General features: G+C 35.0%; 16 protein-coding genes. 3 read left to right on the top strand and 13 right to left on the bottom strand.

What is annotated here, in order from left to right:
* Positions 1 to 3: 3 nt before the first annotated feature.
* The 4 genes from ACFO5O_RS13245 to msrB all read right to left on the bottom strand — a co-directional run bounded on the left by ACFO5O_RS13245 (position 4) and on the right by msrB (position 6,405).
* The gene (locus ACFO5O_RS13245) at positions 4 to 3,711 is read right to left on the bottom strand and encodes a metallophosphoesterase (protein WP_387964558.1); all 3,708 of its coding nucleotides are present in this window, start codon (positions 3,709 to 3,711) and stop codon (positions 4 to 6) included.
* A gap of 68 nt (positions 3,712 to 3,779) precedes the next feature.
* On the bottom strand, positions 3,780 to 5,342 hold the full coding sequence (locus tag ACFO5O_RS13240; protein ID WP_387964557.1) for a protein adenylyltransferase SelO: 1,563 nt from the start codon (positions 5,340 to 5,342) through the stop codon (positions 3,780 to 3,782).
* A 62-nt stretch (positions 5,343 to 5,404) separates the two neighbouring features.
* A complete protein-coding gene (gene msrA, locus ACFO5O_RS13235; RefSeq protein ID WP_387964555.1) occupies positions 5,405 to 5,947 on the bottom strand; it encodes a peptide-methionine (S)-S-oxide reductase MsrA in 543 nt (180 codons plus the stop codon).
* Positions 5,944 to 6,405: a peptide-methionine (R)-S-oxide reductase MsrB gene (gene msrB, locus ACFO5O_RS13230; protein WP_387964553.1), complete on the bottom strand. Its 462-nt coding sequence runs from the start codon at positions 6,403 to 6,405 to the stop codon at positions 5,944 to 5,946. The genes msrA and msrB overlap by 4 nt, the downstream gene beginning before the upstream one ends.
* Positions 6,406 to 6,566: 161 nt before the next feature.
* Between msrB and ACFO5O_RS13225 the strand changes: the two genes are divergently transcribed.
* A complete protein-coding gene (locus tag ACFO5O_RS13225; protein ID WP_387964551.1) occupies positions 6,567 to 7,829 on the top strand; it encodes a Pycsar system effector family protein in 1,263 nt (420 codons plus the stop codon).
* Here the strand turns inward: ACFO5O_RS13225 and ACFO5O_RS13220 are convergent.
* The gene (locus tag ACFO5O_RS13220; RefSeq protein ID WP_387964549.1) at positions 7,826 to 10,219 is read right to left on the bottom strand and encodes a GAF domain-containing protein; all 2,394 of its coding nucleotides are present in this window, start codon (positions 10,217 to 10,219) and stop codon (positions 7,826 to 7,828) included. The genes ACFO5O_RS13225 and ACFO5O_RS13220 overlap by 4 nt on opposite strands.
* A gap of 147 nt (positions 10,220 to 10,366) precedes the next feature.
* Here ACFO5O_RS13220 and ACFO5O_RS13215 point away from each other — a divergent pair, with 147 nt between their 5' ends.
* Positions 10,367 to 10,783, top strand: coding sequence for a hypothetical protein (locus tag ACFO5O_RS13215; protein WP_387964547.1), 417 nt, complete (start codon positions 10,367 to 10,369; stop codon positions 10,781 to 10,783).
* Between the two features lie 91 nt (positions 10,784 to 10,874).
* Here the strand turns inward: ACFO5O_RS13215 and ACFO5O_RS13210 are convergent, their stop codons facing one another.
* From ACFO5O_RS13210 to ACFO5O_RS13175, 8 genes are all read right to left on the bottom strand, one after another.
* Complete coding sequence (locus ACFO5O_RS13210; protein WP_387964545.1) at positions 10,875 to 12,302, bottom strand: alpha-amylase family glycosyl hydrolase; 1,428 nt, start codon at positions 12,300 to 12,302, stop codon at positions 10,875 to 10,877.
* A 3-nt stretch (positions 12,303 to 12,305) separates the two neighbouring features.
* Positions 12,306 to 14,186 carry an alpha-amylase family glycosyl hydrolase gene (locus ACFO5O_RS13205; protein ID WP_387964543.1) on the bottom strand — a complete coding sequence of 627 codons (1,881 nt, stop codon included), beginning with the start codon at positions 14,184 to 14,186 and terminating at the stop codon, positions 12,306 to 12,308.
* A 21-nt stretch (positions 14,187 to 14,207) separates the two neighbouring features.
* Positions 14,208 to 15,152, bottom strand: a complete 945-nt coding sequence (locus ACFO5O_RS13200; RefSeq protein ID WP_387964541.1) for an alpha/beta hydrolase — start codon at positions 15,150 to 15,152, stop codon at positions 14,208 to 14,210.
* Position 15,153: 1 nt separating this feature from the next.
* On the bottom strand, positions 15,154 to 17,085 hold the full coding sequence (locus ACFO5O_RS13195; RefSeq protein ID WP_387964539.1) for a glycoside hydrolase family 13 protein: 1,932 nt from the start codon (positions 17,083 to 17,085) through the stop codon (positions 15,154 to 15,156).
* Positions 17,086 to 17,116: 31 nt separating this feature from the next.
* Entirely contained in the window at positions 17,117 to 19,423 is a 2,307-nt protein-coding gene (locus ACFO5O_RS13190) for a glycoside hydrolase family 65 protein (protein ID WP_387964537.1), read from the bottom strand.
* 40 nt (positions 19,424 to 19,463) lie between these two features.
* Positions 19,464 to 20,120: a beta-phosphoglucomutase gene (pgmB, locus tag ACFO5O_RS13185; RefSeq protein ID WP_387964535.1), complete on the bottom strand. Its 657-nt coding sequence runs from the start codon at positions 20,118 to 20,120 to the stop codon at positions 19,464 to 19,466.
* On the bottom strand, positions 20,113 to 21,645 hold the full coding sequence (locus ACFO5O_RS13180; RefSeq protein ID WP_387964533.1) for an MFS transporter: 1,533 nt from the start codon (positions 21,643 to 21,645) through the stop codon (positions 20,113 to 20,115). The genes pgmB and ACFO5O_RS13180 overlap by 8 nt, the downstream gene beginning before the upstream one ends.
* A gap of 134 nt (positions 21,646 to 21,779) precedes the next feature.
* The gene (locus ACFO5O_RS13175) at positions 21,780 to 22,823 is read right to left on the bottom strand and encodes a LacI family DNA-binding transcriptional regulator (RefSeq protein ID WP_387964531.1); all 1,044 of its coding nucleotides are present in this window, start codon (positions 22,821 to 22,823) and stop codon (positions 21,780 to 21,782) included.
* A 292-nt stretch (positions 22,824 to 23,115) separates the two neighbouring features.
* Here ACFO5O_RS13175 and ACFO5O_RS13170 point away from each other — a divergent pair, with 292 nt between their 5' ends.
* Positions 23,116 to 26,019: a SusC/RagA family TonB-linked outer membrane protein gene (locus tag ACFO5O_RS13170; RefSeq protein ID WP_387964529.1), complete on the top strand. Its 2,904-nt coding sequence runs from the start codon at positions 23,116 to 23,118 to the stop codon at positions 26,017 to 26,019.
* Positions 26,020 to 26,028: the final 9 nt, after the last annotated feature.

Genomic DNA, 26,028 nt, shown 5'->3' with positions numbered 1-26,028 from the left:
ACATTAAAAATTAAGACCAAATCCGAACGAGAATCGCCAGCCTTCCGGACTATTGAAAAAGTTAAATGTACCTGATAAACTTTCGGCTGCAGTAACCCAAAAACCACCTCCGTAATCACTGTGCCATTTTTTAGAATTATCATTTTCCAACCACACACGACCAACATCGGTTCCTCCAAAAATTCCAATTTGCAAGGGCAATATCTTAGTCTTAAATGATGGAAAGCTGTAACGTATATCTGCACTACCCGTAAATGCGTTTTTACCTGTAAATCGTTCGGTTCTATAACCTCTTAACCCATTAGCCCCTCCAATATTCGCGGCTTGATAAAACACCAAATCATCACCAAATCTAAATTGTGCTCTTACATCTGTTTTTAATACCAACTTACGATCTTTAGAAATTGAATTATAAAACCCGAGCTCAGTATTCAAATATCCATAAGTGTTTTTAGTGTTTTCTAATTCAGTTTTTCCACCAGCATTAATCAAAAAGGTCATGCCTTTACTAGGGTTAATCGCATTATCAAAGCTTCTATATTTATATTCAGCTTCAAGCGCCCAAAAATAAAGTCGGTTAAAATAATTGGAACTTGAAATAGGCATTGCATCAGTTATATATCGGTTTTCGGTGTCATCAATTTCAATGCCTTCAAAAATAGTTCTAAATCCATAATCGCTACCAAAGTCTCCTTTTTTCAGAATACCAAATTTAGCTTTGTAAATACTGGTTTTAACCCGGTTATAATCTAGACCCAATTCATCATCCTGATTGATGGTTTCGTTCCCATAGCCAAAGAAATTATTTGTAAAATTTTCGGTGGTATATTGACCGCCAATATGAAGATTCCAATCCTGGAAAATATTGGCAAATTCGCCATCATAATTTAGAGCAAAGCCATTAGTCGCAAAAAAATAGCCACCTTTAAAGCGGTGCTGCTGTGAAAATGGATTGCGTTGAAATCCTTTCACGGTTTTCACAAATGAAGCTCCAACTTGAAAACCGTCGTCAGGGTTAAACCCAACATTAGGCGTTATAGTAGAGGTTTTTACAATATTCTTTTTATAGTCGAAAAGGTTAAGATTATAGACATCGGTAAATTTGACTTGGCCTCTAACGTTTTTTTCTATGGTGTTCTTTTTTGATTTATGATCGTATATTTTTATTCTTCTACCTTCATGAATAATATACGTGTCGTTTTCTTGGCCTCCAATGAGCCTTACATAAATTAAATTATTGGCTCTGCCTGAAACTTCGAATATATCTTTATCATCTAATCCGTAAATCCAAATATCTTTGGTCACATCTCTGTTAAAGGTTTTATCTACAATAACTTCGCCTTTTTTACCATCAATGATTCTAGAAATTTTAACATGAGTTTCCTTGTTACCAGTACGCGTCACTTCAATGTAATCGTCTTTATCGGTACCCGTAAGAATAACCAATTCATTTAAATAATTATAATATCTAGTAGCAATATCAATCATATTGGATCGGCGACCTTTTAATTTTTTCTTGATGTCGTCTAGGGTTTCATCCTGAACCTCTATTGGCACTTTTGAAAATGCGCGATCAATAATTTCATCGGTTATTTGTTCTTGCAAAAATTTGGCCTCGTTTAACCATATTTCTTTATCTGCTTTTTGAATCAATACCCTGTCTAGTTTAATACCCGCGCTATTCATCCATTCAATATCCTTAAGTTCTTCGTCATAAACCTGAAGCTGTTTTGTCGACCCTGAAATCACCTTCATAATATCTAACAAAGCACCATCAAAATTGGAGAACACCTGATCTCTATCTCGTGGGATTGGCCTGAATATTTTATCGCCATTTGGAGCATCAAATTGAGCCCAGCGCCATTGGTCTTGGTGTCTATCCCAATCACCGACAAGCATATCAAATAGTCGGGCTCTTACAAAATCTTCTTCATCTATTTTATATTTTTCATCTTCTCTGACTTTTTCAATAATGTCATGAGTACTTTCAATATCATCAGCATAGCCAAAATTACGTTCATCGGTATAGTTTTCTTCAGGACGTTCTTCAATCATATAAAGCTCATCGCCATACTCTTCATTATACTGCCCTAAATGTTTATGCTTTGGAATGTAGTAAAGTCTTGGGTTGGTATGATAAATTTTCGCGGCATGAGATAGGTCAGGAATTACGGCAAACGCATAGGGATGCGCTGCGGTATAAAAATCAAGAATCAAGCCTTCAATAGCTGTTTTTTCGAATTCATCTTCAATATAGGTGTCTTTAAATAGTACCGTTTGCAAATACTGGGTTGCACTTTTCCTAAGCGCTCGCATATTTAATTCGCGCCCATCTTTAGTGCGCAGTCGTAAGGATTTTGTTTGATGTCCTCCCCCTTTTCTAAGAATTTCCAACCCACCGTAAAGTGTGTCAAGAGTTACGACTTTAGCCTTGATTTTTGTACTGTAAACATCCCTATAATGGTCTCCCCATATCGACTCAAAAAAACTCGACTTATCAGTTTCTTCTTTAGAATAAATTGACACTTCAACCTCATTTGGAAATGTATTTGGGAAGCTTGAAGCATCATATTCTTTTCGGGGTGCAATAACTTCCTTTTGAAATACAACTTCAGGTTTCCCATTTTCAATGGCATGAAATTTCACCCAACTACTGCCATCTTTAAATATGACTAATTCTGCAAAGCCTTGTTTGCCATAAGAAAACAATCCTTTTTGGCCTAAAGTTGCAGCTGACGCCTTTGAACCAGACCCTGAAACAATTTGTTTTATCGATTCGTTTTCAATGTACTGCAACGTATGTTCATGCCCAGATACAAATACCACATTTTTTGCATCAAGCGTCATAGTTTCAAGTCTGCTCATTAGCTTATGATAACGCTCATTGTATCGATCTTGGATAGACACTCCCCCTTGGGTTCTAACTTGTGTAATAAAAGAGGCAATGCCAGGTAACGGAATCTTGCCTTGGAAAGGATATAAGTGTTTAGAAGCAGAATATTCGCCACCATGAACCCCATTAGTATACATGGGATGATGCATTGCAAAGACAATGGTTTTATTCTGCGCTTTTTTTAATTCACCTTCAATCTCTTCAAATAAGCGTTCTCTAGTTTTAATCTCACATTCATCGTTTATTGTGGGGTTGAGATTCCAGTTTTCTAAATACCATTGCGTATCAATAATTATTAATTGAACCGATTTACTAACATCCACACTTTTTAAAGGGCACCCATCTTCAGGTAAAAATGTGTTTTTGCCAAGGGCCTTTTCTACCCATTCTTCCTGTCGTTTTAAACCACTTAAGCCTTTAGCATACCAATCGTGGTTTCCTGGTATAAAAACAGTTTTTCCATTGAAATTTTTAACTGAATTAATTTGAACATTTATGCTGCTTTCAGCATTTTTTCTTCCCTTATGATTTTTAGAAGGCAACCCAGACGGATAAATATTATCTCCTAAAAAAAGAGCGTAATCCCCTTTGGTGTCCTTGTTTTCTAGATAAGATTGAAATCCTCTTAAGCCTTCTGAAGCTTGTCCCCTATGCAATAAACCACCATCTCCTAATAGATAAAATGTTTTTTCAATGGACTTCTCTGGAAACTGAACACCTTTTACTTCTTCATTTTTATACTGAGCTTTATATGTTGCACATGAATGTGTCAATATACTTAATACACCTAAAACTACTAAACGACACTTAAAATTCATGCTGAATTAATCTGATTTTGCTTAAAGATACAAATTTAATAAGGGGTTAAAAAGATGCATATTTACCATTACGAACTACACGACAACATAGAACAGCCCACCTTATGACGTGCCCATTCTGGGCGTTTGGCATACCATTTTTCAAATTCTGGTTGTTCTTCATAAGGTTGTTTTAAAAGCTGAAACAATTCATCAATAACATTATAATCCCCTATATTGGCCGCATCAATAGCCAATTGAGCCATATAATTGCGTAACACATATTTAGGATTCACCTTATTCATGCTGGTTTTACGTTGCTCATCTGTCACTGACTCATCCTGAAGGCGTTTTGCATATTGATTAAACCAGTAATCCCATTTTTCAGAAATTGAATCAGAAACTTCGACAGAATTATAAAAAGCTTCATTAATAATTTTTAATCCTTTTGAAGGTTCTGTTTTATGAAAATTGGCTAAATTTCTAAAGAATATAGTCATATCGGTTTCAGTGAGTTGCAGGTAGTCTTCCAAGTCCTGAATTAGACTTTTATCAGATTCATTCACGGTTTGTAATCCTAGTTTTGTTCGCATCATTTGAAGCGATTTTGCATCGAAATCAGTTTTGTACTGATTCAAAATAGTTTCAATTGGTTCAGCCTCTTCTATTAAAGGGTATAAAGCATTTGCCAATTGATACAAATTCCAAAGCCCAATATTTGGCTGATTTGCAAAGCGGTATCTTTTATATTGGCTATCGGTTGTATTAGGTGTCCAACCAAAATCAAAACCTTCTAACCAACCATAAGGCCCATAATCAATCGTGAGCCCAAGTATTGACATATTATCGGTATTCATTACCCCATGAACAAAACCAACTCGTTGCCAATGAATAATCATGTCTAAAGTGCGCTGTGACACTTCTGCAAAAAATTGGATATAGGTATCCTTTGAAGGTTTTCCTAAATGTGAAAAGTGATGTTTTAAGGTAAAATCAACCAATGTTTTTAAGGTATTGATATCCTGTCTAGCAGCAAAGAGCTCATAATTGCCAAAACGCAGAAAACTTGGTGACACACGGGTAACGATCGCCCCTTTTTCGTAAGCCGAATTACCATTATACATAACGTCTCGTATAACCTGATCTCCGGTTAAGGCCAAAGCTAAAGCCCTCGTAGTAGGTACTCCTAAATGGTGCATAGCCTCACTGCATAAATATTCACGAATAGATGATCGCAATACTGCCAATCCATCAGCCGTACGCGAATAAGGGGTTTCACCGGCGCCTTTGAGTTGAAGCGTCCATTGCATGCTATTATGCTCAACTTCACCCAAATTAATGGCGCGACCATCTCCCAATTGACCAGCCCAATTTCCAAATTGATGGCCAGCATAATTCATAGCATAGGGTTTAGTTCCTTTTACAACATGGTTTCCAGTAACAAACTTCAAAAATAATTTAGACTTGCTGTCTTCTTCCTTCATTCCTAAATTTTCAAGCATCTCAGGAGAAACATGTAGTAATTCAGGATTTGAGGTTGATTTTGGTTTCACATACGAATAACAAGAGTTGTAAACCTGTCGTCTAGTATTTTCCAGAATCGGGTCTGCAGGTAATTCAGTAGTAAACTTATTTTTTATTTGAAGATTCATTTTTACCTTTTAATTCTAATCAAAGTCGCTTTTTAAATCCTGGGACGTCTTTTAAAATTGATTTAGTTTTTTAATTTATCAGCATGCAGTTTTCGCAATTTCACCAATTTTGGTGTAATGACAGCACTACAATATCCTGCATTTTGATTATTGGCATAATAATTTTGATGATATGCTTCGGCCTCATAAAATTGTTCCAAAGGGCTTATTTCGGTTACAATTGGTCGTTCATAATACGATGCTAGTTCTTTAACCACAACCTCGGCTATTTCCTTTTGAACGTCAGTATGATAATATATTACAGAGCGGTATTGTGTTCCGGTATCGGCACCTTGACGGTTCAATGTTGTTGGGTCATGACTCGTCATAAAAACGACCAGTAAATCTTCGAACGAAACCACATTAGGATCATAGGTAACCTGCACAACTTCGGCATGTCCTGTTAATCCAGAGCACACTTCCCTGTAGGTTGGTCTTCCAGGAGCATTCCCTCCTGAATATCCAGATACTACTTTTACAACTCCCTTTATTTCATCAAATACAGCCTCAACGCACCAAAAGCATCCACCACCAACAGTCATTAATTCTAATATTACCTTATTCATAGTTTAGTACTATTTTGGGTTTCTAAAATCATTGATTCAGAATTAATACAATAGCGTAATCCACTTGGCTCGGGGCCATCGGGAAAAACATGTCCCAAATGGGCATCACAAGTATTACACATGACTTCTACTCTAACCATTCCAAAAGACGAATCCTTTTCATACTTAATCGCGTTTTCCTTGATTGGCTGCGTAAAGCTTGGCCAACCAGTACCTGAACTGAATTTTATTGTAGAATCAAACAAGGGTGTATTACAACACACACAATTGTATTGACCTTCATCATAACTGGTACAAAGCGCTCCGCTATGTGGAGCTTCGGTTCCTTTTTTTCTTGTAATCCTAAACTGCTCTGAAGTCAATTGTTCTCTCCATTGCGATTCAGGTTTTTCGATCCGTTTATCGGGTTTTGGATTGCCATTGACTGCAAAAGCAATCACATCTTTCCATGTAAGCATGTAAAAAGTCCTTTCTGTTTTTAAATATTAGTGTTTATTTTTTCAATTAGTTTTTGGTCGCATATAAAATGATTCACTTACATCCATAAACGATCACACAAAGTACGATGGTTTAGCTAATTTTTTAGTACTTTGTAATTCTATAAATTTATATGATATTTATGTCAAAGCTAGTTGAAAATACCAAAAATTTTGTGTTCGATTTATTTAAAAACGAATTAGACTCGAGTTTTTTATATCATAATTTTACTCATACCGAACGTGTTTTAAGAAGTTTGAATGAAATTATTGAGAACAGTGATGTTTCAAAATCTGATGCCGAAATTCTCCAATTAGCCGCTTGGTTTCATGACACCGGATATATTAAAATCAGAGATGGCCATGAAGAGGAAAGTGTGAAAATAGCAACTGCCTTTTTGAAAGACCAAAAGGCCGATGAATCACTAATTAAGGCTGTAAGTGATTGCATTTTAGCTACGAAATTTAAAGATACCCCAACCACGACTTTAGGTAAAATTATTAGAGATGCTGATTCATCTCACTTTGGGAAAAAGTACTTTATGGAAGCTAGTGAATTTTTACGTAAAGAACTAGAACTCCAAGGCGTTGCAACTTACTCTCCTCGAGAATGGTTAGATGAAAACATTGTTACTCTCTCTAAAAAGCATGAATTTTATACAGATTATGCCCTGAAAAATTGGCAATCACGAAAGGAAAAAAATTTAGGCAAACTCATTAAAACCAAAAAGAAACAAAATAAAAAACTAAAGACTGAACAGCTTAAGGCCAAGTATAAAGCTCAATATAAAAACGAAAGCCCCGAACGCGGTATTCAAACATTTTATCGCGTTGCCTTAAGAAATCATATTAAATTAAGTGACATTGCAGATACTAAAGCCAATATTTTATTATCTGTTAATGCAATTATCATTTCGTTGGTGCTTTCGACATTGATTTCAAAATTGGATAATCCATCTAACGCATACCTTATTATTCCTACCGTTATTTTTACACTTTCTAGTGTAATTTCAATGATTCTTTCTATTATCGCAACCCGGCCAAATATTACTAGTGGGGAGTTTACAAAAGAAGATGTTGAGAATAAACGTGTGAACCTTACTTTCTTTGGAAACTTTCATAAAATGGAACTCCAAGAATACCAATGGGCAATAACTGAACTTTTAAAAGACAAAGAATATGTGTATAGTTCGTTAACAAAAGACCTTTATTTTCTTGGAAAGGTATTGGATAGGAAGTATAGAATTTTGCGAATAACCTATACCATTTTTATGATAGGCATGATAGTTTCAGTACTTTCATTTGCCATCTCATTTAAAATGCATCCAAAAGCAGAAATAAAAGATGTTCTACCTACTGAAACAGCGCTATCAAAACCTAATTTTGACGACAGCTTTTATATTTAAGTTTCAATTTCGTTGATGAGATCTTCATAAGTATAATAGTCCTTACGTTCTGGATCTGTACTATATAACAAGCCTACACGAATAGCTTTTAAACCTGTTACACCTTGAAGGTCTTCCAACTCAACAATTTCTACATCATCATTAAGTCGATTTTTAGATTGCAAAAACTTAATATATTGTAAATACTCGGCTTCATCTTCTTTTTGGGAGTACACAATCACCATTTTTCCCTTAGTTGTGATGCGGTCTTCGGTTCCTTTAATAAATGCTTTATCCACGCGTTTTTTAACAACTTCATATCTGGCATTGTAAGTGCCGTCTACATCAAATTGTTTTTCATCCATTCTAAACCTTATGGAGAGTGGTTGATTAAACACTAAAATCATTGAAGCCACATCTAAAGCAATAGGATATTCGTGTTGGTTTCGATAAAGGTCATTTTCCATTTCACACATGACCTGTAATTGCCACAACCGCAAATTATAAAGGTAGATGGTATTAAAACTATCCTTTTTGGTAATAGATTCACCAATATACATATTATGTTCAACGCCATCCGTTTTAAAACGTTCAAAATAATGCGGATACATGCTTTGAGCTTCCTTTTGTTTTGCATCCAAAATTGATGACATATTTTCATTAATTAACACGATAGTATCGTCGTAATTTTTTCTGTAATAATAAATCACATCTAAATTATCATCTATTTTACTAAAGTAATCCTCTATAGCATCTTTTAAACTTGGATGTTTTTCAACTTGAAATTTAAACAAGGGTTCAATATCTTGCTTAAGAAAATTAGCAATGTGCTGTTCGCTATCTACTTTAAAATTATTTTTTAACTCACTTAAATAATTTTCTAATTGAAATTTTAGCTTTTGATATATTGGCAGTTGCTCCAACTCTATCAATTCATCAATAATTTTTTCAACTAAATTAAGTTGAAGTGCGAGATCCTTTTGAGTAGCAAAATTTCTAGCATCTGAAGATCCTTTAACATCAATCTGTCCAAATAATGGATAAACATTATCAAATTTAATCTTACTAAACACTGCATTATTTCCATGAATTTGCTTATCTCGAATAAACTTTCTTGCCGCAATGTTAAATTTCCATGAAACACTAGGATGAATTGAGGTACACTCTTGTTGGATGACAGCTTCTATAAGATTTCTCTCCTCTTTTTTAGAACGAATAACCGAAGACACTATGAATGGCATCACGTCCAGAAGTCTATTGGCATTAATACTATTAAGTGCCTTTGGTTTATTGGAAACAAGTTCTAATATACCAAGAAGCTTATTATTATCTGCTATTGGGGCTAAAATCGCACTCTTTATGCCTTGCTCTTTAAGTAATTTAATATGCGGCATTTTACCTTTTGAGGTCTCAAAATACTTATCCACATCCGAAATACTCAATAGCTTTTTATCCTTTAATAAGAATTCATAAGAATGTCCACATAATACATTACGACAAGGTTGGGGCTCTGACGATTTTAGTAGAAAACTTTCAACACCCTTGCCAAAAACGTGCTCAAATTCGTCATCTTCCTCATTATAGGCTGAAAATCCAACTTTAATATCCTTAACATTTAATAATGATCTGAAAACCTTATTAAATTCATGTATAGCCATTTCTTTTTTGTCACTATTTTCTACAATTAAAGTTGATTTAATATTAGAAATAGACTGATCATCAGTTACATCAAAGATATTGGAGATTACAAATCCTTTAAAACGGTAACTTTTAGGGGGGAATTTTTTCTTCCACAAATCCATATCATCAAAATTATCAAGCAAGTCTTCAAAATCTTGTTGGGTAATTTTTGGAGTTTTTTCAGTAGGCAGGATTTCTATAAAATCTGCATTATAGAGAATTTTGTAATAACGCATCACCCCATTAGCGTCAGGTATTTCATAAAAAAAAGGGCGCTTAAAATTAACTTCGTAACCGTAATAAAAATTAAGAATCACTACACATGCAGATCTATAAAGATCATAATCTGAAATATTTTTAATTTCTAAAGTAAAATCTTTACCTGCTGCTTCTAAAATTTTACCAAAACGGTAAGAGGCATTAAATGCAAAATCATGAAATGGCATAGATGCTGTTTTAATCTCATTTTTAGTAAGCACCTGACTAAAAGAATCTTGCAAGATAATATCTACTTCCTTTTTATACTTAGAAAGAATTGAAGTATCCACAAATCCATCTCTTAAGATTGGATAGGGACGTTGCGCTTTTAATACCCGTTTAGCCTTGGCCGCTAAAAATTCATCTTCACTTTTGGCCAGTTTTTCGTAATACTGCAAAAGCTTATTGAAACTGATCTCAAGTTTAAAAGGAGATTCAATAGTATCGTTAATATTTTCTATGTGATTTACCATCCTTACAAAGCTACGAATAAAAGCTTTAGTCGAAAAGGGAATTGCATTCTAACAAAGCGCTATTAATTCATTTTTTTAACCTTAAGCAATTCAACTCGCAAGTTTAGATTATCTTTATAAATAAGTAACTTATTAAATTTTAAACTTATGCTATCTAAAACTAAATTATTGGCTTACTTGCTCACTTCAATTTGGGCCTATTTTGGCGGCTTTTTATTGTGGGGTATTCTTGGCGAAACGCTTTTAAATGATCATTTCGGTTCAGCCTCTGGAGTGATGAGAGACATGCCAGACCATTTTCATCTTGCACTTGGTTGTATCATATTAGCAGTTACGTTTACTGCTATTTATTCAAAATGGTCACAAGGTAAACATAGTATTTCCAATGGTGCTTCATTTGGGATACTGATTGGTATATTAATGGGGTTTGGAAGTGGTATGATTGACTTCTCAACATCAAACCTATTAACCTTTTCTGGTTTTATCATTAATGCTTTAATTTATATTGTATATTATATAATTATGGGCGCATTAGCTGGTATGGTGTACGGTAAATCCAAATAAATCTGGTTAATGATCTTAAAAAATTAAAATAGCCCTCAATGCTTTTACACACCTTGAGGGCTACTACTTTTAAAACTTTTTTCAGGTCGTCTTATTTCGTGTATATTCTAAATTCCCATGGCTGAAGTGTGATAGCAGTATCGGGAAATTTCGTTTTAGTTTCATTTAGATAGTCTGTATATTCCCCAGTTACCGACACATGAACCTGTTCTGGTTGGTTCGAGAAATTCCCAACAAACACCAAGGACGACCCATCTTTTTCTCTCTCAAAAAGTAAGACATTCTCACTAGAGTCTAATCGTTTATAGCTTGCTTTATTCTTTCCTCCATTAAGAGCAGGGTTTGAGTTTTTAAGTGCTCCAAGTTTTTTCAACAACTCAAAATAGGCGCCTCTCGTTTTTGGAATGGAATCCTTTTCAAAAAACTTTAATCTGTGATCTAGATCATATTCCTGTCCACTATAAATCAAAGGCATTCCAGGCATAGTATAGGTTAAGGCAGTAAAAATCTCTTTGTTGTTCGGCATACGCTCTTTTAGAGTCCCATTCCATGAGTTTTCATCATGATTGGTTACAAAATTCATATTAATATCATCATCCTGTAAGGTGTTTTCATTTTGTACCATATACTCATCAAATGTTTTAACCGTAGCTTTTCCTTTAGCAATTTCATTGAATATATGATGTACGTGCCAACCATATTGCATATCAAAGGCATTAATTAACAAATCAGGCTGTTCGGCCTCTGCCAGCATAAAAACAGGTTTTATTTTTTTTAGTTCGGTAGTAACAGTTTCAAAAAAATCGACTGGTACTTTATGGGCTACATCCATTCTGAAGCCATCAATATTATGGTTTTCCACCCAATATTTAAGGTCAGCAATCATCTCTTTGCGCATTTCCATATTATCATAATTTAAATCGGCCGTATCTGTCCAACCCCAAGATTCACCTGTGTCTGGGTTTATAGGATCGATAATTTCTCCCTTTTCATTTTGGGTGTAATAATCTGGGTGCTCTGTAATCCATGGATGATCCCAACCGGTATGGTTTGGCACCCAATCTACAATAACGTAGATCCCGTTTTTGTGGGCTTCTGAAACCAACTCGTCAAAATCTTCTTTAGTACCAAATTCCGGATTGATGGCTTTATAATCGGATACAGAGTAATAACTACCCAAATATTTTTTGCGTTCGGCTTCATCTTCAATCTCGCTAGTAAAAGAACCATCTGTAGCTTTTCTTTTGATTTCAGAAATAGGGTTTATAGGCATTAACCAAATAATTTTAACACCTAATTCTTTTAGTACCGGAATATCCTTGGTGAACGCATCAAATGTTCCTTCGGGCGAATATTGACGGATATTGGCTTCGTAAATCACAGCATTTTCCATCATTTCAGGAGATACTGGAGGAATATCTGGTTGTACCTCTACATTTTGAGGTTCGGTTTTTGTTTCCTTTTTACAGGCGTACAGGGAGATAAAAGCAATAATGCTTAAGGCTATTAATTTTTTCATGATTTAGTTTAGTTTTAAAATGAATGATTCTAAAGGATCAATATCAATTCGGATTGATGCTTTACCGTTTTCAACTTTTAATGTAGATGAATACGTTTTATATAATTGGTCTTGGATGTTGTAATCGCCATCGGAAATGTTCAATGTTTTTACAAGATTTTCTGGCAGTTGTAAATCGAATCCAAACCTGTCTGAATTACTAAAATTTGAAATGATAAGTAGTTGCTCCTTATCACTCCACCTCACAAAGGATAACACTTTGTCATTGTACCATTCGGTATACTTTCGGTTGTAGTGATGAATATCTGCATAATTACCCATTAATGCAGAACTATTAATCGTAAAGTTCAAAAGGCGTTTATAAAAATCCCGAAGATTTTTTTCTTCCTCGGTTGACTCTCCGCCATCAAATTGCTTATTGTTCATCCATCGCTGATGATGTGGCACACCGATATAATCGAAAATTGATGTTCGTGACGGCGACCCAAACCCAGCATGTTCAGCGCCGGGCTCACCAACTTCTTGCCCAAAATAAATCATGGTTGGCGAAGTACTTATTGTAGCCGAAACCACCATAGCAGGTTTTCCTTTAAAGGCATTTCCGGCGAATTCTGGACTTGCAATTCGTTGCTCATCGTGATTCTCCAAAAAATGAAGCATGTGATGCTCAATATCTGCTAAATCCTGTTGAATTGAAGGAATATTATCCGTGCTACCAAAGCCCTGCATAATATGTTTAATGGAATCATATAATTGCACTTTGTCATAGAGATAATCCATTTTTCCTTTTTTAATATAATCTCTATAAAGACTAGGATTATACACTTCAGCTAGCAAAAAGGCCTCCCTATTTTTCATTTTAATGGATGAATTTAGATAGCTCCAAAATTCAACAGGCACCATTTCTGCCATGTCAAACCTAAAACCATCAACTCCAAAATCCATCCAATACAAAGCGATATCCCTGAATTTTTTCCATGAATTTGGAATTTCTTTGTCTTTCCAAAACTCGAAATGAGATTGATAGTCTTCATTTTCAAATCCATTGGGTAATTCACTAAAATCTTTTCGTCCCTCTGGACTTACTCCGTAGTTTATTTTCACGGTTTCATACCAATCATTCATATCAGGTTGCGAAACTCGAGAGCCATTGCCAGTCCATTTTGCAGGGATTTCCTTAAACTTATGGTCTGACAATGTATGAGTATCTCCTCCCAATGGCAAGTACCCATTTCTCCAATTAGGCACTTGAAAGGCCTCTCTCGGATTGTAATAAAAATTATTGTTGACGTGATAGCTCAAAGAGGTATCGTCACTATGTCCAAAACTTTCATTGCCTTCGGGATTTGTAAGACTTTTATAATTTCGGGCAACATGATTAGGTACTATATCTATAATCACCTTTAAGCCCGCTTTATGGGTACGATCAACAAGTTCTTTAAATTCTTGTAGCCTATTATTAGGATCTAGCGCTAAATCAGGATTTACATTATAATAATCCTTTACAGCATAAGGTGATCCAGCACGACCTTTAACAACATCTGGGTCATCATTTGAAATACCATATGCAGTATAATCTGTTATAACGCCGTGGTGTGGCACTCCTGTATACCAAATATAGCTTACACCCAAATCCTTGATTTCATTTAAGGCTTTGTCAGTAAAATCGGCAAACTTACCAACGCCATTTTCTTCAATGGTCCCCCATGGTTTATTGTTTGTATTGGTGTTTCCAAACAAACGCGTAAATACCTGATAAACAACTTCCTTTTTTCTTGTCTCTCTTTTTACCATTACAGATGTTTCAATAGCTTTCACTTCTTTTTTACAACCATTACTAAAAAGGCCAACAACAATTAAAATGAATAAATAATAAGGTCTCATTCCAGTTGTTGTTTTTAGATTTTAATTTTTGATTCCCAATAAAAACGTCAATGGAATATCCAACCGCTTGTTCCATGAATTTTCAGAATGGTCAGTACCTTCAAACATTAAATTTTTAGAATTTTCATTTGAATATCCTTTTGCCAATAGAATTTCGTCTACTCTGGGCGCATATTGCGGATAGTTCTCGTCCAGAGTTTTGTTGCCGTAGTCAAAATAGAGCTTATGCGATTTTGAATCCGGCAAATTAGCTTCCAAATAGTCAAAAATGGCATCAGGAAATGGGTTGTCTGGTCTAGGCATAGCGCCAACCCAATGTGTTGACAAACATGCCGCGCCTCCAAAAACATTAGGATATTCAGACAGGGCATACACCGACATTAAACCTCCCATACTAGATCCTGCTACAAACGTGTTTTTTTGATCCGGCAATGTAGAATATGTTGAATCTATAAAAGGTTTGAGCTCTTTTACCAAAAACTTCAAATAATTATCTCCTTTAAAATCGGTGCTAATATTTTTTGTTTTTGCTTCTTCAATCAAACGCTCCTTTTCCTTTGGATCTAAATAATCCATGGCTTTTTGTGGGAATAAATCTAACCATCTAATTTCTGAAATATTATGAATCCCTACCACTATAAAATCTTTCACCGACCCACTGTTCATTAGTTTTGAAGCCCATTCATCGACTTTCCACTCTTGTTTGTTCCAAGTTGTTGTACTGTCAAATAGATTCTGCCCATCGTGCATGTAAAGCACAGCATACTTTTTGTCTTTAGAATAGTTCTTTGGCAACCATATATCTACAGGACGTGTTTTAATAAATTGTGTTGGAAAACTATCAATTCTGAATAAGTTGCCTTCAAACAATACGGCATCTTCAATTTTTTTAATTACAATCTTTTCCTTGTCTGTTTGAAAGGAAAGCGATGTTAGCATCCATAGTACTATTATAACAATCCTCATTCTATTTTGTTTTAGTAGTTAAAATTATACTGCCTTTTTGTTTTAACTCTAAAGTATTACCCCAAACTAGTTCCTCTCCTGAAACAATATTCCTTAAAGTCTTTCCAGCCAAACCTGTTTCTTCAAAACGCTTTAGATCTAACGAGGTTGGCCCTTCATTTTTATTTAAAATTAGAACAACCGTTTCGCCTTCAATCATTCTTAACAATACATATACGCCATTTTCAGGTGCAAAGTGCAGTGTTTTTCCTTCATGAATGGCGTTGCTGTTTTTTCTATAATTCAATATTTTTTTAAGGAAGGATTGCATATCCTTTTGATCTTCAGTTAAACCTTCCCCTGAAAATGCATTGACCAAATCCCCTTCCCATCCGCCGGGAAAATCTCCTCGTAATAAACCATGATCTCCAGGGTTTTCAAAGTCATGCATCAAAATTTCAGTACCATAATAAATTTGAGGAATTCTAGGCAAAGTCACAATTAAGGCCAATGCCATTTTAGTGTTAATGAGATTTCCATCCATTTGAGTAAAAATTCTACTCATGTCATGGTTATCAGGAAAAATCATGATATCCTTTGGTGAAGTATAGGCGAAATCGTTAGCCAATCCATCATATAATTTTACGAGTCCTGTACCCCATGATTCCGACTCTTTTAATCCCTGTACAATGGTAGATTGCATTGCAAAATCCATTGTAGATTTTAAATTGGAATCATAACCGTCTTTATTGATATGACCATCTTGCCAATAGGCAATGAGTAAAGGATTTGTGCTCCATTCTTCTCCAACAATATTAAAATTTGGATATTCAGTCATTATTGCTCCTGCCCAATTACTCATAAAATCCTTGTCAGGATATGGATAGGTGTCTTGTCTTATCCCTCCCAACTGCAAAGTTTCTATCCACCAAATATTATTTTGAATAATGTACTTAGCCATAAAAGTGTTTTTCTGATTTAGATCAGGCATGGTTGGGACAAACCAACCTTGATTCATCTCATCCCGATCCTTTTTAGAAGCATAAACATCTTGATTAACTGTGCGCCTATGATTAGAGTTTTTTAATTCGGTTTGATTTTCAAAGGCTTCTTGTTGGTTTACCCAATCCTTAAAGGGCAAATCGCTCATCCACCAATGATGGCTTCCACAATGGTTTGCTACCATATCCATGATAAGCTTCATCCCTTTATCGCTCATTGTCTTGGATAATTTTTTGTATTCCTCTAAAGTCCCAAATCGAGGGTCAACTTTATAAAGATCAGTCATGGCATAGCCGTGATAGGAAGCTGTTGGCATATCATTGATAAGCATAGGCGTTGGCCAAATTGCAGTAAAACCCATATCAGAAATATAATCTAAATGATTTGTGATTCCAGCAATATCACCTCCGTGACGTCCATAATCATTCTCTCGATCAATGGTCTTTTCCTTTAAATCTTGAAACGCATCATTCTGTGGATTTCCGTTTGCAAAACGATCTGGAGTGATTAGGTAAATGACATCAGAGCTATCAAACCCAATATAATCTTCAGCTGGTTTTTCCCTTTGTTTTAATTCATACGTTTGATTCAGGGTTTTTCCATCCTTAAATTTGAAAGCTACATTAAATTGTCCCGCCATGGCTTCAGCAGAAATATTTAGATCAATAAACACATAGTTGGGGCTATCTGCTTTATGAACTTCTAAAATTGAAACCCCTTGATATGAAATTTCAGGATCTGCATTTGAAATATCGGTATGATGTACCAACAATTGCAATTTAGTTTCTTTCAAACCAACCCACCAATTTGGTGGTTCAATTCTGTCAATATCATTATAAACTTCAATATTTTTTGAATCTGAATCCTGATTTGACTGCGTTGAAGTATTGTTCTTGCATGACAAAGCAAACAGTGCCATACAGATTAAAAATATGTGAATTCTTTGTTTCATAATTAATTAGTTTCTGAAATCTAATCCCTGTTTACACACTAGTTAATTGATTTGGAGACACTGTAAAGGCTTTTCCATTAACCACGATTTCAAGGTCTGAATTACCTTCCAGTTCAAAACTGGTTTTACCATGGCTAACATTTACTTTTACAATTTGGTTTCTAAAATTGATTTTAAATGAATAGCCTTCCCATTGTTTCGGGATTTTTGGTGTAAAATTCAAGGTATTATCTTTCACACGCATACCACCAAAACCTTCAACAATACTCATCCAAGTTCCTGCCATTGACGTAATATGCAAACCTTCATGAACTTCTTTATTGTAATCATCTAAATCTAATCTAGACGTTCTTAAATAAAAGGTGTAGGCCTGTTCCATACGATCAAGTTTTGCCGCTTGAATACTGTGAACGCAAGGAGAAAGTGAACTTTCATGAACTGTAAAAGGCTCATAAAAATCGAAATGGCGTTCGAGTTCTTCTGTTGTAAAATGATCTTCAAAAAAATAAAATCCTTGAAGCGTATCGGCTTGTTTTATATATGGTGAACGTAAAATTCGGTCCCAAGACCATTTTTGATTAATGGGTCTTTGGGTTTTATCCAAATCGGCAACAGTAACCAATTCTTTATCCATAAATCCATCTTGCTGAAGATAGATGTTGCGTTCCTTATCAAACGGAAAATACATCTGGTTAGCCACGGTTTCCCAACTCTCCATTTCAACTTGAGACAACTTGACCTTATTCATAATTCGGGTATAATCTGAACTATAATCTGTCTCTATTAACTTAATATTTTCTAAAGCATATTCAATACACCATTTAGCCATATAGTTAGTATACCAATTGTTATTCACATTATTTTCGTATTCATTTGGTCCTGTTACACCTAGAATAACATATTTGTTTTTCGCTTCAGAAAATGTGGCGCGTTGGTGCCAAAAACGTGCAATACCTATTAATACTTCCAAACCTTTTTCCGGGATATAGCTATAATCACCCGTGAACCTGTGATAGTTATAAATGGCAAATGCAATAGCTCCATTACGATGTATTTCTTCAAAGGTAATCTCCCATTCGTTATGGCATTCTTCACCGTTCATGGTTACCATCGGGTATAATGCTGCACCATTTTTAAATCCAAGTTTTTCAGCATTTTCAATAGCTTTTCCAAGATGATTATAACGATATGCAAGTAAATTTCTAGCTACCTTTTGATCTTTGGTTGCCATATAAAACGGAATGCAATACGCCTCTGTATCCCAGTAGGTACTACCTCCATACTTTTCACCGGTAAATCCTTTTGGTCCGATATTTAAGCTTGAATCTGTTCCTAAATAAGTCTGATTTAAATGAAAGATATTAAATCGAATTCCTTGTTGTGCTTTCACATCACCTTTAATGGTAATGTCTGCCATTTCCCAAATGTTGGCCCAAGCTTGTTTTTGTTTATCCAATAAACCATCAAATCCCAAGGCAATAGCTTTGGATAATGCCGTTTTAGCCGCATCCACCAATTGTGATTTATCATGTTTCCTATCTACCGTGTAACCTGCAAACTTATGGATGGTAAACGATTCTCCTTGCTTTACAAGATGTCTATATGTGAATGAAACCAATGTGCTATCAGACTGACCATTTGAGTCTATTGATAAAGGATTGCCATTAATAAAAATCCGCGACTCCATAAACGTACAGGTATGAAACGCTGTTTTCATGGTCTTTGCCTGGATGAATGCTTGATGATCTTCCTGTGAAACACTATAGGTGTCCCAAAATTGATCGTCCCAATTGGTGTCCTCGTTGGTTATACCACTATCCAAATACGGTTCAAAACTAATTTCGGCAGCTGCATTTAATGGTAAAACTGTATAAGAAATCGCACCAACTTCATCTAAATCCAAACTCAAAAAACGCTTGGCCTTTACCTCAATTTCAATATCATTCTTCAAGGTGGCTACAAAACTTCTAGACAACCAACCTTCTTTCATGTTGAGTTCCCTTCTAAAATCTTTAACCTTTTTACAGGTTGCCAAATCTAATTGTTCACCATTGATGGTGACATTTATACCAATCCAGTTTGGTGCATTTAGTACTTTTGCGAAATACTCTGGATAACCATTTTTCCACCATCCCACTCGTGTTTTATCTGGATAATATACGCCTGCAATATAACTTCCTTGGAAGGTTTTACCAGAATAGTGTTCTTCAAAATTAGCACGTTGCCCCATGGCTCCATTTCCAATACTGAATAAACTTTCTGATGATTTCACAGTATTAGGATCAAACCCTTCCTCAATAATTGACCAGTTATCTGGCTTAATATAATCTAAATTCATTTCTAGTTGGTATTGCTTCTGTTGTGCAGAAAAAAATTATTTAATTGTTTATTAGTGATTTTATAAAATCTATTGAGATTTCGGTGAAGTCATTAAAGACATAGTTGGCTTCATGAAGCACATCTTTTTGACCAATTCCAATAGAAATCATTCCAGCAAGATTTGCTGCTTTAATCCCCGCACGGGCATCTTCAAAAACGATACAATCCTTTGGAGGAACCTTTAGCGCTTTTGCTGCTTTAAAAAACACTTCTGGATTTGGCTTGCCTTTGGTCACACTATTCCCATCAACGATAGTATTAAAGTAAGAAAGGAGGTTTACCTTTTCCAAAATATTACGGGCATTTTTGCTAGCCGACCCTAAAGCTATTGGGTGACCTTCTTCAATAAGAAAATTTAAAATTTTGGGGACATCGGGTAAAATTTCATTTTCATCCATTTTATCCACGTAACTTAAATAATCATCATTTTTCAACACCATGAGTTCTATAAACTCTTCTTCAGAAAGTGATTTGTCTCCCCATTCTAAAATTTGTTCTAACGATTTCTTTCTACTTACACCTTTCAATTGTTCATTTTGGGCTTCTGTAAAATCTACACCAACACTGTTGGCTAATTTTTTCCAAGCCAAAAAATGATATTTGGCGGTATCTACTATAACCCCATCGAGGTCGAATATGAATCCTTTTTTAGTCATTGCTTTGAATTATTGCTTTATCATTTACTGTTAACGATAAGATTCCTGCTAATATCATGGAAACACCTCCAACAAGTAAAGCATAAATAGGTTGATTATTAAAAAATGTTGATACTAGAAAACCTAATATGGAAGCTGCCACTAATTGCGGAATCACAATAAAAAAGTTGAACACACCCATATAATAGCCCATTTTTGAAGCGGGCAAAGATCCTGAAAGCATGGCGTAAGGCACTGATAATATACTAGCCCAAGCTATTCCAACACCAATCATTGGCAACCATTCTATGGCAAATCTAGTAGGGTTAGTTATAAAATATAATGACATTAGCCCTAACCCTCCAGCTACTAAAGCTAAAAAATGTGTAAATTTTCGACTGGTCTTTTTCGCTAACAGAGGTAATAAAAATGCAACAGCAGCTGCAATAATATTGTAATTGGCAAACATTTCACCTACTTGGTTGGCACCAATATTATAAGCTTCTGAAGTGGTATCTTTAGTTTTGTAAATGTGCTCTGTAACAGCTCCGGTAGTATAAATCCACATTGAGAATAGTGAAAACCAAGAAAAAAACTGCACCCAAGCCAATTGCTTCATTACCTTCGGCATAAACTGAAAATCGTTAACTATGGTCACAAAACCATGTTGGTAATTTTTACCTTTTTGAAGAAGTCCAGAGACAATTAAGATTAGTCCACTTAATGAAATCAACCCTAATGTAAGTACAAATAAATCTTTTTTTAGTTCAAAATAATAAACTGCATAGGTCGATAAAAGGCCAACAATTAAAACTATAATTCCTCTTTTTAAATGTAAGCTTCCATTTGTTTGGTACCATGATTCTGGTTTATTCTCTGTTTCAACACTATGTGTTTCTTGATTTTCAAAGGCTTTAATTTCCTCTGGTGTATATTCTCTAGATTTGATGACTGTCCATAATACTGCTAGGAAAAATGCTCCACCACCTATATAGAAAGAGTATTTTACAGAGTCTGGTATAATCCCTTCAGGAGCGGTATTAGCTACACCCATATAAGTTAACAACAAAGGCAATTTGGAAGCAACGTAAGCACCAATACCTATAAAAAAACTTTGCATGGCAAAGCCTTTTGTACGCTGGTGCTCTGGAAGATTATCTCCTACAAATGCCCTAAAGGGTTCCATGGATACATTAATGGAAGCATCCATTATCCATAACATTCCAGCAGCCATCCATAACATTGGCGAATTAGGCATGATAAACAAGGCTAGAGAAGCCAGAATAGCACCAACCAAAAAATAAGGACGTCGACGACCTAATTTTGGATGCCAAGTACGGTCACTAAAGTAACCAACTATTGGTTGAACGATTAAGCCTGTTAAAGGGGCTGCAACCCATAAAATGGGAATATCTTCAATCTCTGCACCCAAAGTTTGAAAAATTCGACTGACATTAGCATTCTGAAGGGCAAAACCCATTTGAATTCCAAGAAACCCGAAACTCATGTTCCAAATTTCCCAAAAACCTAGCGTACGCTTTTTCATTATAGTATGTAATTATATTGATACTATTTTGATAAGCTATTTCTTATCAAAACTTATTGTAGAAGTGAAAATATAAGTTTTGAATCAGCCGTAAATATAACCAAAGTTTTTTATTTTAATAATTTTAGTTTTAACTATTTAGTTGAGTCTCGCTCTATTAGTTCAGTTTCTATAACTATAGTTTCATAATGTTCTTCGTCCCCTTCATCTTCATTTTCTAACCTATTAATTAACAATTCGGCGGCCTTCTCCCCCATTTCTTGTCCATGTTGACTTACTGTAGTTAAACTTGGCGTTGAATGTTTTGAAAGTACACCATCACTAAAACTGATAACCTGCACATCTTTAGGAACTGAAAGACCCAGACTACGAGCAACTTTCATCGCGGTCACTGCATATAATTCATTGACTGCAAAAATGCCATCTATACTATTGGAGCTAAATAATTTTATCAATTGCTTTTCAAGCTCATCAACGTTTTCATCACTCAACAACTTATCTTCAATCTTTAAAATTAATGAGGGATTAGATTGAATATTAAATTCTTCAAGCGCTTGAATGTAACCTTCTGTTCTTAACTTACCTATACTTAAATAATCGTTGGTAGTAATGATCGCAATATGTTTACAGCCTTTGTTCAACAATTTCAAAACGGCTTTTTTTGCGCCATTCAAATCATCTACAATGACTTTATCGCATTGAATTTCATCAACAACCCGATCAAACATTACAATTGGCATTCCTTGATTAATAGTTTCATTAAAGTGGTGATAATCTTGTTGTAATAGTGTTTCTTTAGAAATAGAGAGAATAAACCCGTCTATACTACCGTTAGCCAGCATTTCCATGTTTATGACTTCTTTGTCAAAGGATTCGTTAGACAAACCCACAATAACATTATACCCTCTTTTATTTGCCACCAACTCTATACCTTTAATCACCTTCGAAAAGAAATGATGTACGATTTCAGGAATCATAATACCAATAGTTTTTGTCTTTCTATTCTTTAAGCTTAAGGCAATGTTATTGGGTCTATAGTTGTAAAGTTTCGCAAAAGCTTGTACTTTATCTCGTGTGTCTTGGCTTATTTCATGACTATTTTTTAAGGCTTTAGAAACTGTAGATATAGAAACATCGAGCTCTCTGGCAATCTGTTTTAAAGTGATTTTTCGTTTCATTTATTGCTATTAATTAAAACTATGAAGGTCTATTGACGTTTTAAAATCTAACCATTTATATTACAAAAATAACATCATAAAGGTAGTAATATAGTTTTATTGTCAAATTCGTGTTTTTTTAGTTTAACAGCAGAATTCCTACCAATCTAAAAAAAGTTTTCAACACGCAAACGTTTTCGCTGGGGTCTAAAAAATGTATCATGCTTAATATAGCCAAAATTTATATAGATTTAACAACAGAAGTGAAAATATATAACTAATTAACTCAAGCAATTAACTTTAGAAATAGTCTATGAAAACATTTTTAAATAGCTTTCTGCTACTGGTATTTTTAATCCCTGCTACACTGTTTGCACAAACTACTGTAACTGGGACCGTAACAGATGAGGCTAACATTCCGCTTCCTGGAGTCAACGTCATAATTAAGGGTACTACTACAGGAGCTTCAACCGATTTTGATGGAAATTACACCATCAGAGCCAACACAGGTGACATTATTGTGTATTCCTATCTAGGTTTTATAGCACAAGAGATCACTTACAATGGCCAAACAAGTTTAAATGTCATTCTCCGTCAGGATACAGCACAATTAGATGAGGTTGTTATCATTGGATACGGTTCTACCACCGTAAAAGATGCCACTGGATCTCTAGACCGAATTGACTCTGAAGAGTTCAATAAAGGTGCAATAGTGTCTCCTGAAAATTTACTAGCAGGTAAATCTGCTGGTGTTCGAATTACCTCGTCTTCAGGATCTCCTGGATCTGGAGCAGAAATTAGAATTAGAAATGGAGGGTCTTTAAGTGCTAATAACAGCCCTTTAATTGTGGTAGATGGAATCCCGTTAAGCGGTGGAAGCTTAAATGCTATCAACCCTAATGAAATTGAAAGCTACACCGTATTAAAAGATGCCTCGGCAACAGCCATTTATGGATCTAGAGCAACAGCTGGGGTTGTAATTATTACAACCAAAAAAGGTAAAACAAAAGCACCATTAAGTGTTGAGTATAATTTACAGGCTTCGGTAGGTCATTTAACTGATAAGGTAGACGTATTAAGCGCATCACAATTTAGACAATACATCATCGACAATGGTGGTGACGAAAATTTATTGGGTGCAGCTAATACCGATTGGCAAGATCAAATTTACGAAAATGCCGAAGGTGGCATCCATGATTTGACTATTAGTAAAGGCTTTGAAAATGGGTCTTTAAGAGCTAATTACAACTTATCTAACCAAAACGGAATTTTAAAAACTTCGCAATATAGAAGAAATGCTATCAACGTAAATTTTGAGCATCGCTTCTTGGATGACCACTTAAAAGTCAATCTTACTTCCAAAGGAAGTTTAGTTGATAATCGATTTGCCAATGAAGGTGCTATAGGCAGTGCAGTGTTTTTTGATCCAACACAACCTGTTGAAGGGTCATGGGGAGGTTATTTTGAATTTGAAGACGCTGACGGTACTGTAAGAGATTTAGCACCTAGAAATCCATTGTCATTGTTATTACTAAACGATAATAGACAGCGTGCAAGACGAAACATCTCTAATATACAATTTGATTATAAATTTCATTTTCTTCCTGAATTACGTTTAAATGTAAATGCTGGTTTTGATTATGAAGAATATGAAGGACGTTATTTTTCAAATGCAGCGGCCGGATTTAATAACTTAAGCCTAGGTCAACGCCCTGGACAAGGCACCTATGATGGCGTTAATAAAAACAGACTGCTTGACTTTTATTTAAACTACAAAAAGGAATTTGAATCTTTAATAACAGGAATCGATATTACGGCAGGACATACCTACCAACGATTTTACAATATCGAGAGAAATACAGATTTAGACACCTCAACAGGAGATTTTATTGATAACATTCCTATTCCTTTTCAGTTAATTTTAGAGTCTTATTTTGCAAGAGCGAATTTTACACTCGATCGTAAGTACATTTTTACCGCTACGTATAGACGTGATATTTCGTCACGGTTTTCAAAAGCCAATCGAAATGCTGATTTCCCTTCTGCAGCCTTTTCATGGCTAATCTCTGAAGAAGATTTTCTTAAAAACTCTCAAGTTGTTTCGAATTTAAAATTACGATTAAGCTGGGGTATCACAGGACAACAAGATGTTGGTGGGGCCTTCCCGTATTTAGGTCTTTACTCTAAAGGTGATGACAAATCACAATACCAATTTGGAAATGAATACGTAAATACTATTCGACCTGAAGGTTATAACGAAGGACTTAAATGGGAAGAAGCTAGTATGTATAATGTTGGTTTAGATTATGGCTTATTCAAAAACAAAATCACAGGAACATTAGATTTATATTACCGTAAAAACAAAGACTTATTGCAATATACTCAAGTTCCTGCAGGTAGTAATCTAGAAAACTTTTTAGACCAAAACGTTGGTGAAACGGTGAGTAAAGGTATTGAAATTGGTATTAATGCTACACCTTTTAGAAATGATAATTTTTCTTGGGATGTTAGTGCCAACTTTACTCTAAGTGATGTAGAAGTTACCAAACTAACCTTGTCTGATGATCCAAATTATCCTGGCACACCAACTGGCCCAACTTTATCTGGAGGTGTTGGAAATTTAATACAAATCCACTCGCTAGGAGCAGAGCCTAATAGCTTTTATGTATTTAAACAAGTTGTAGATGTAAATGGCAGACTATTGGAAGGTGTTTATGTAGATTTAAATGGAGACAATACCATCAATGATAACGATAAATACCGATTCCAGTCACCTACACCTGCGGCATTTTTTGGATTTACCTCTATGATGAACTATAAAAATTTAGACTTTAGCTTTACCTTTAGAGGAAGTTTGGGGAACTATATGTATAACAACTTTAGGTCTGCAAATGGGTATGCCGATGCCATGCTAGTACAAGTAGGTAATTTACATTATGGTAATGGTAGTACACATGCCTTAGAAACAGGCTTTCAAACCAACCAACAGTTTTCTGATCTTTACGTTGAAAATGCCTCTTTCATGAAACTAGACAACGTTTCAGTGGGATATAACATCCCATTTGAACACATAAATCTACGTGCTTCATTAACTGCTCAAAATGTGTTTACAGTAACTAATTATTCAGGATTAGACCCTGAAATTGCAGACGGTGTTGACAACAATGTTTATCCTAAACCAAGAACCTTTGTATTAGGGCTAAACTTTAATTTCTAAAATAAAAAT

Origin of the sequence: Geojedonia litorea (genome assembly GCF_042654525.1) — a bacterium.
Lineage (GTDB): Bacteria > Bacteroidota > Bacteroidia > Flavobacteriales > Flavobacteriaceae > Geojedonia > Geojedonia litorea.
This window is presented reverse-complemented; position numbering and strand designations above follow the sequence as displayed.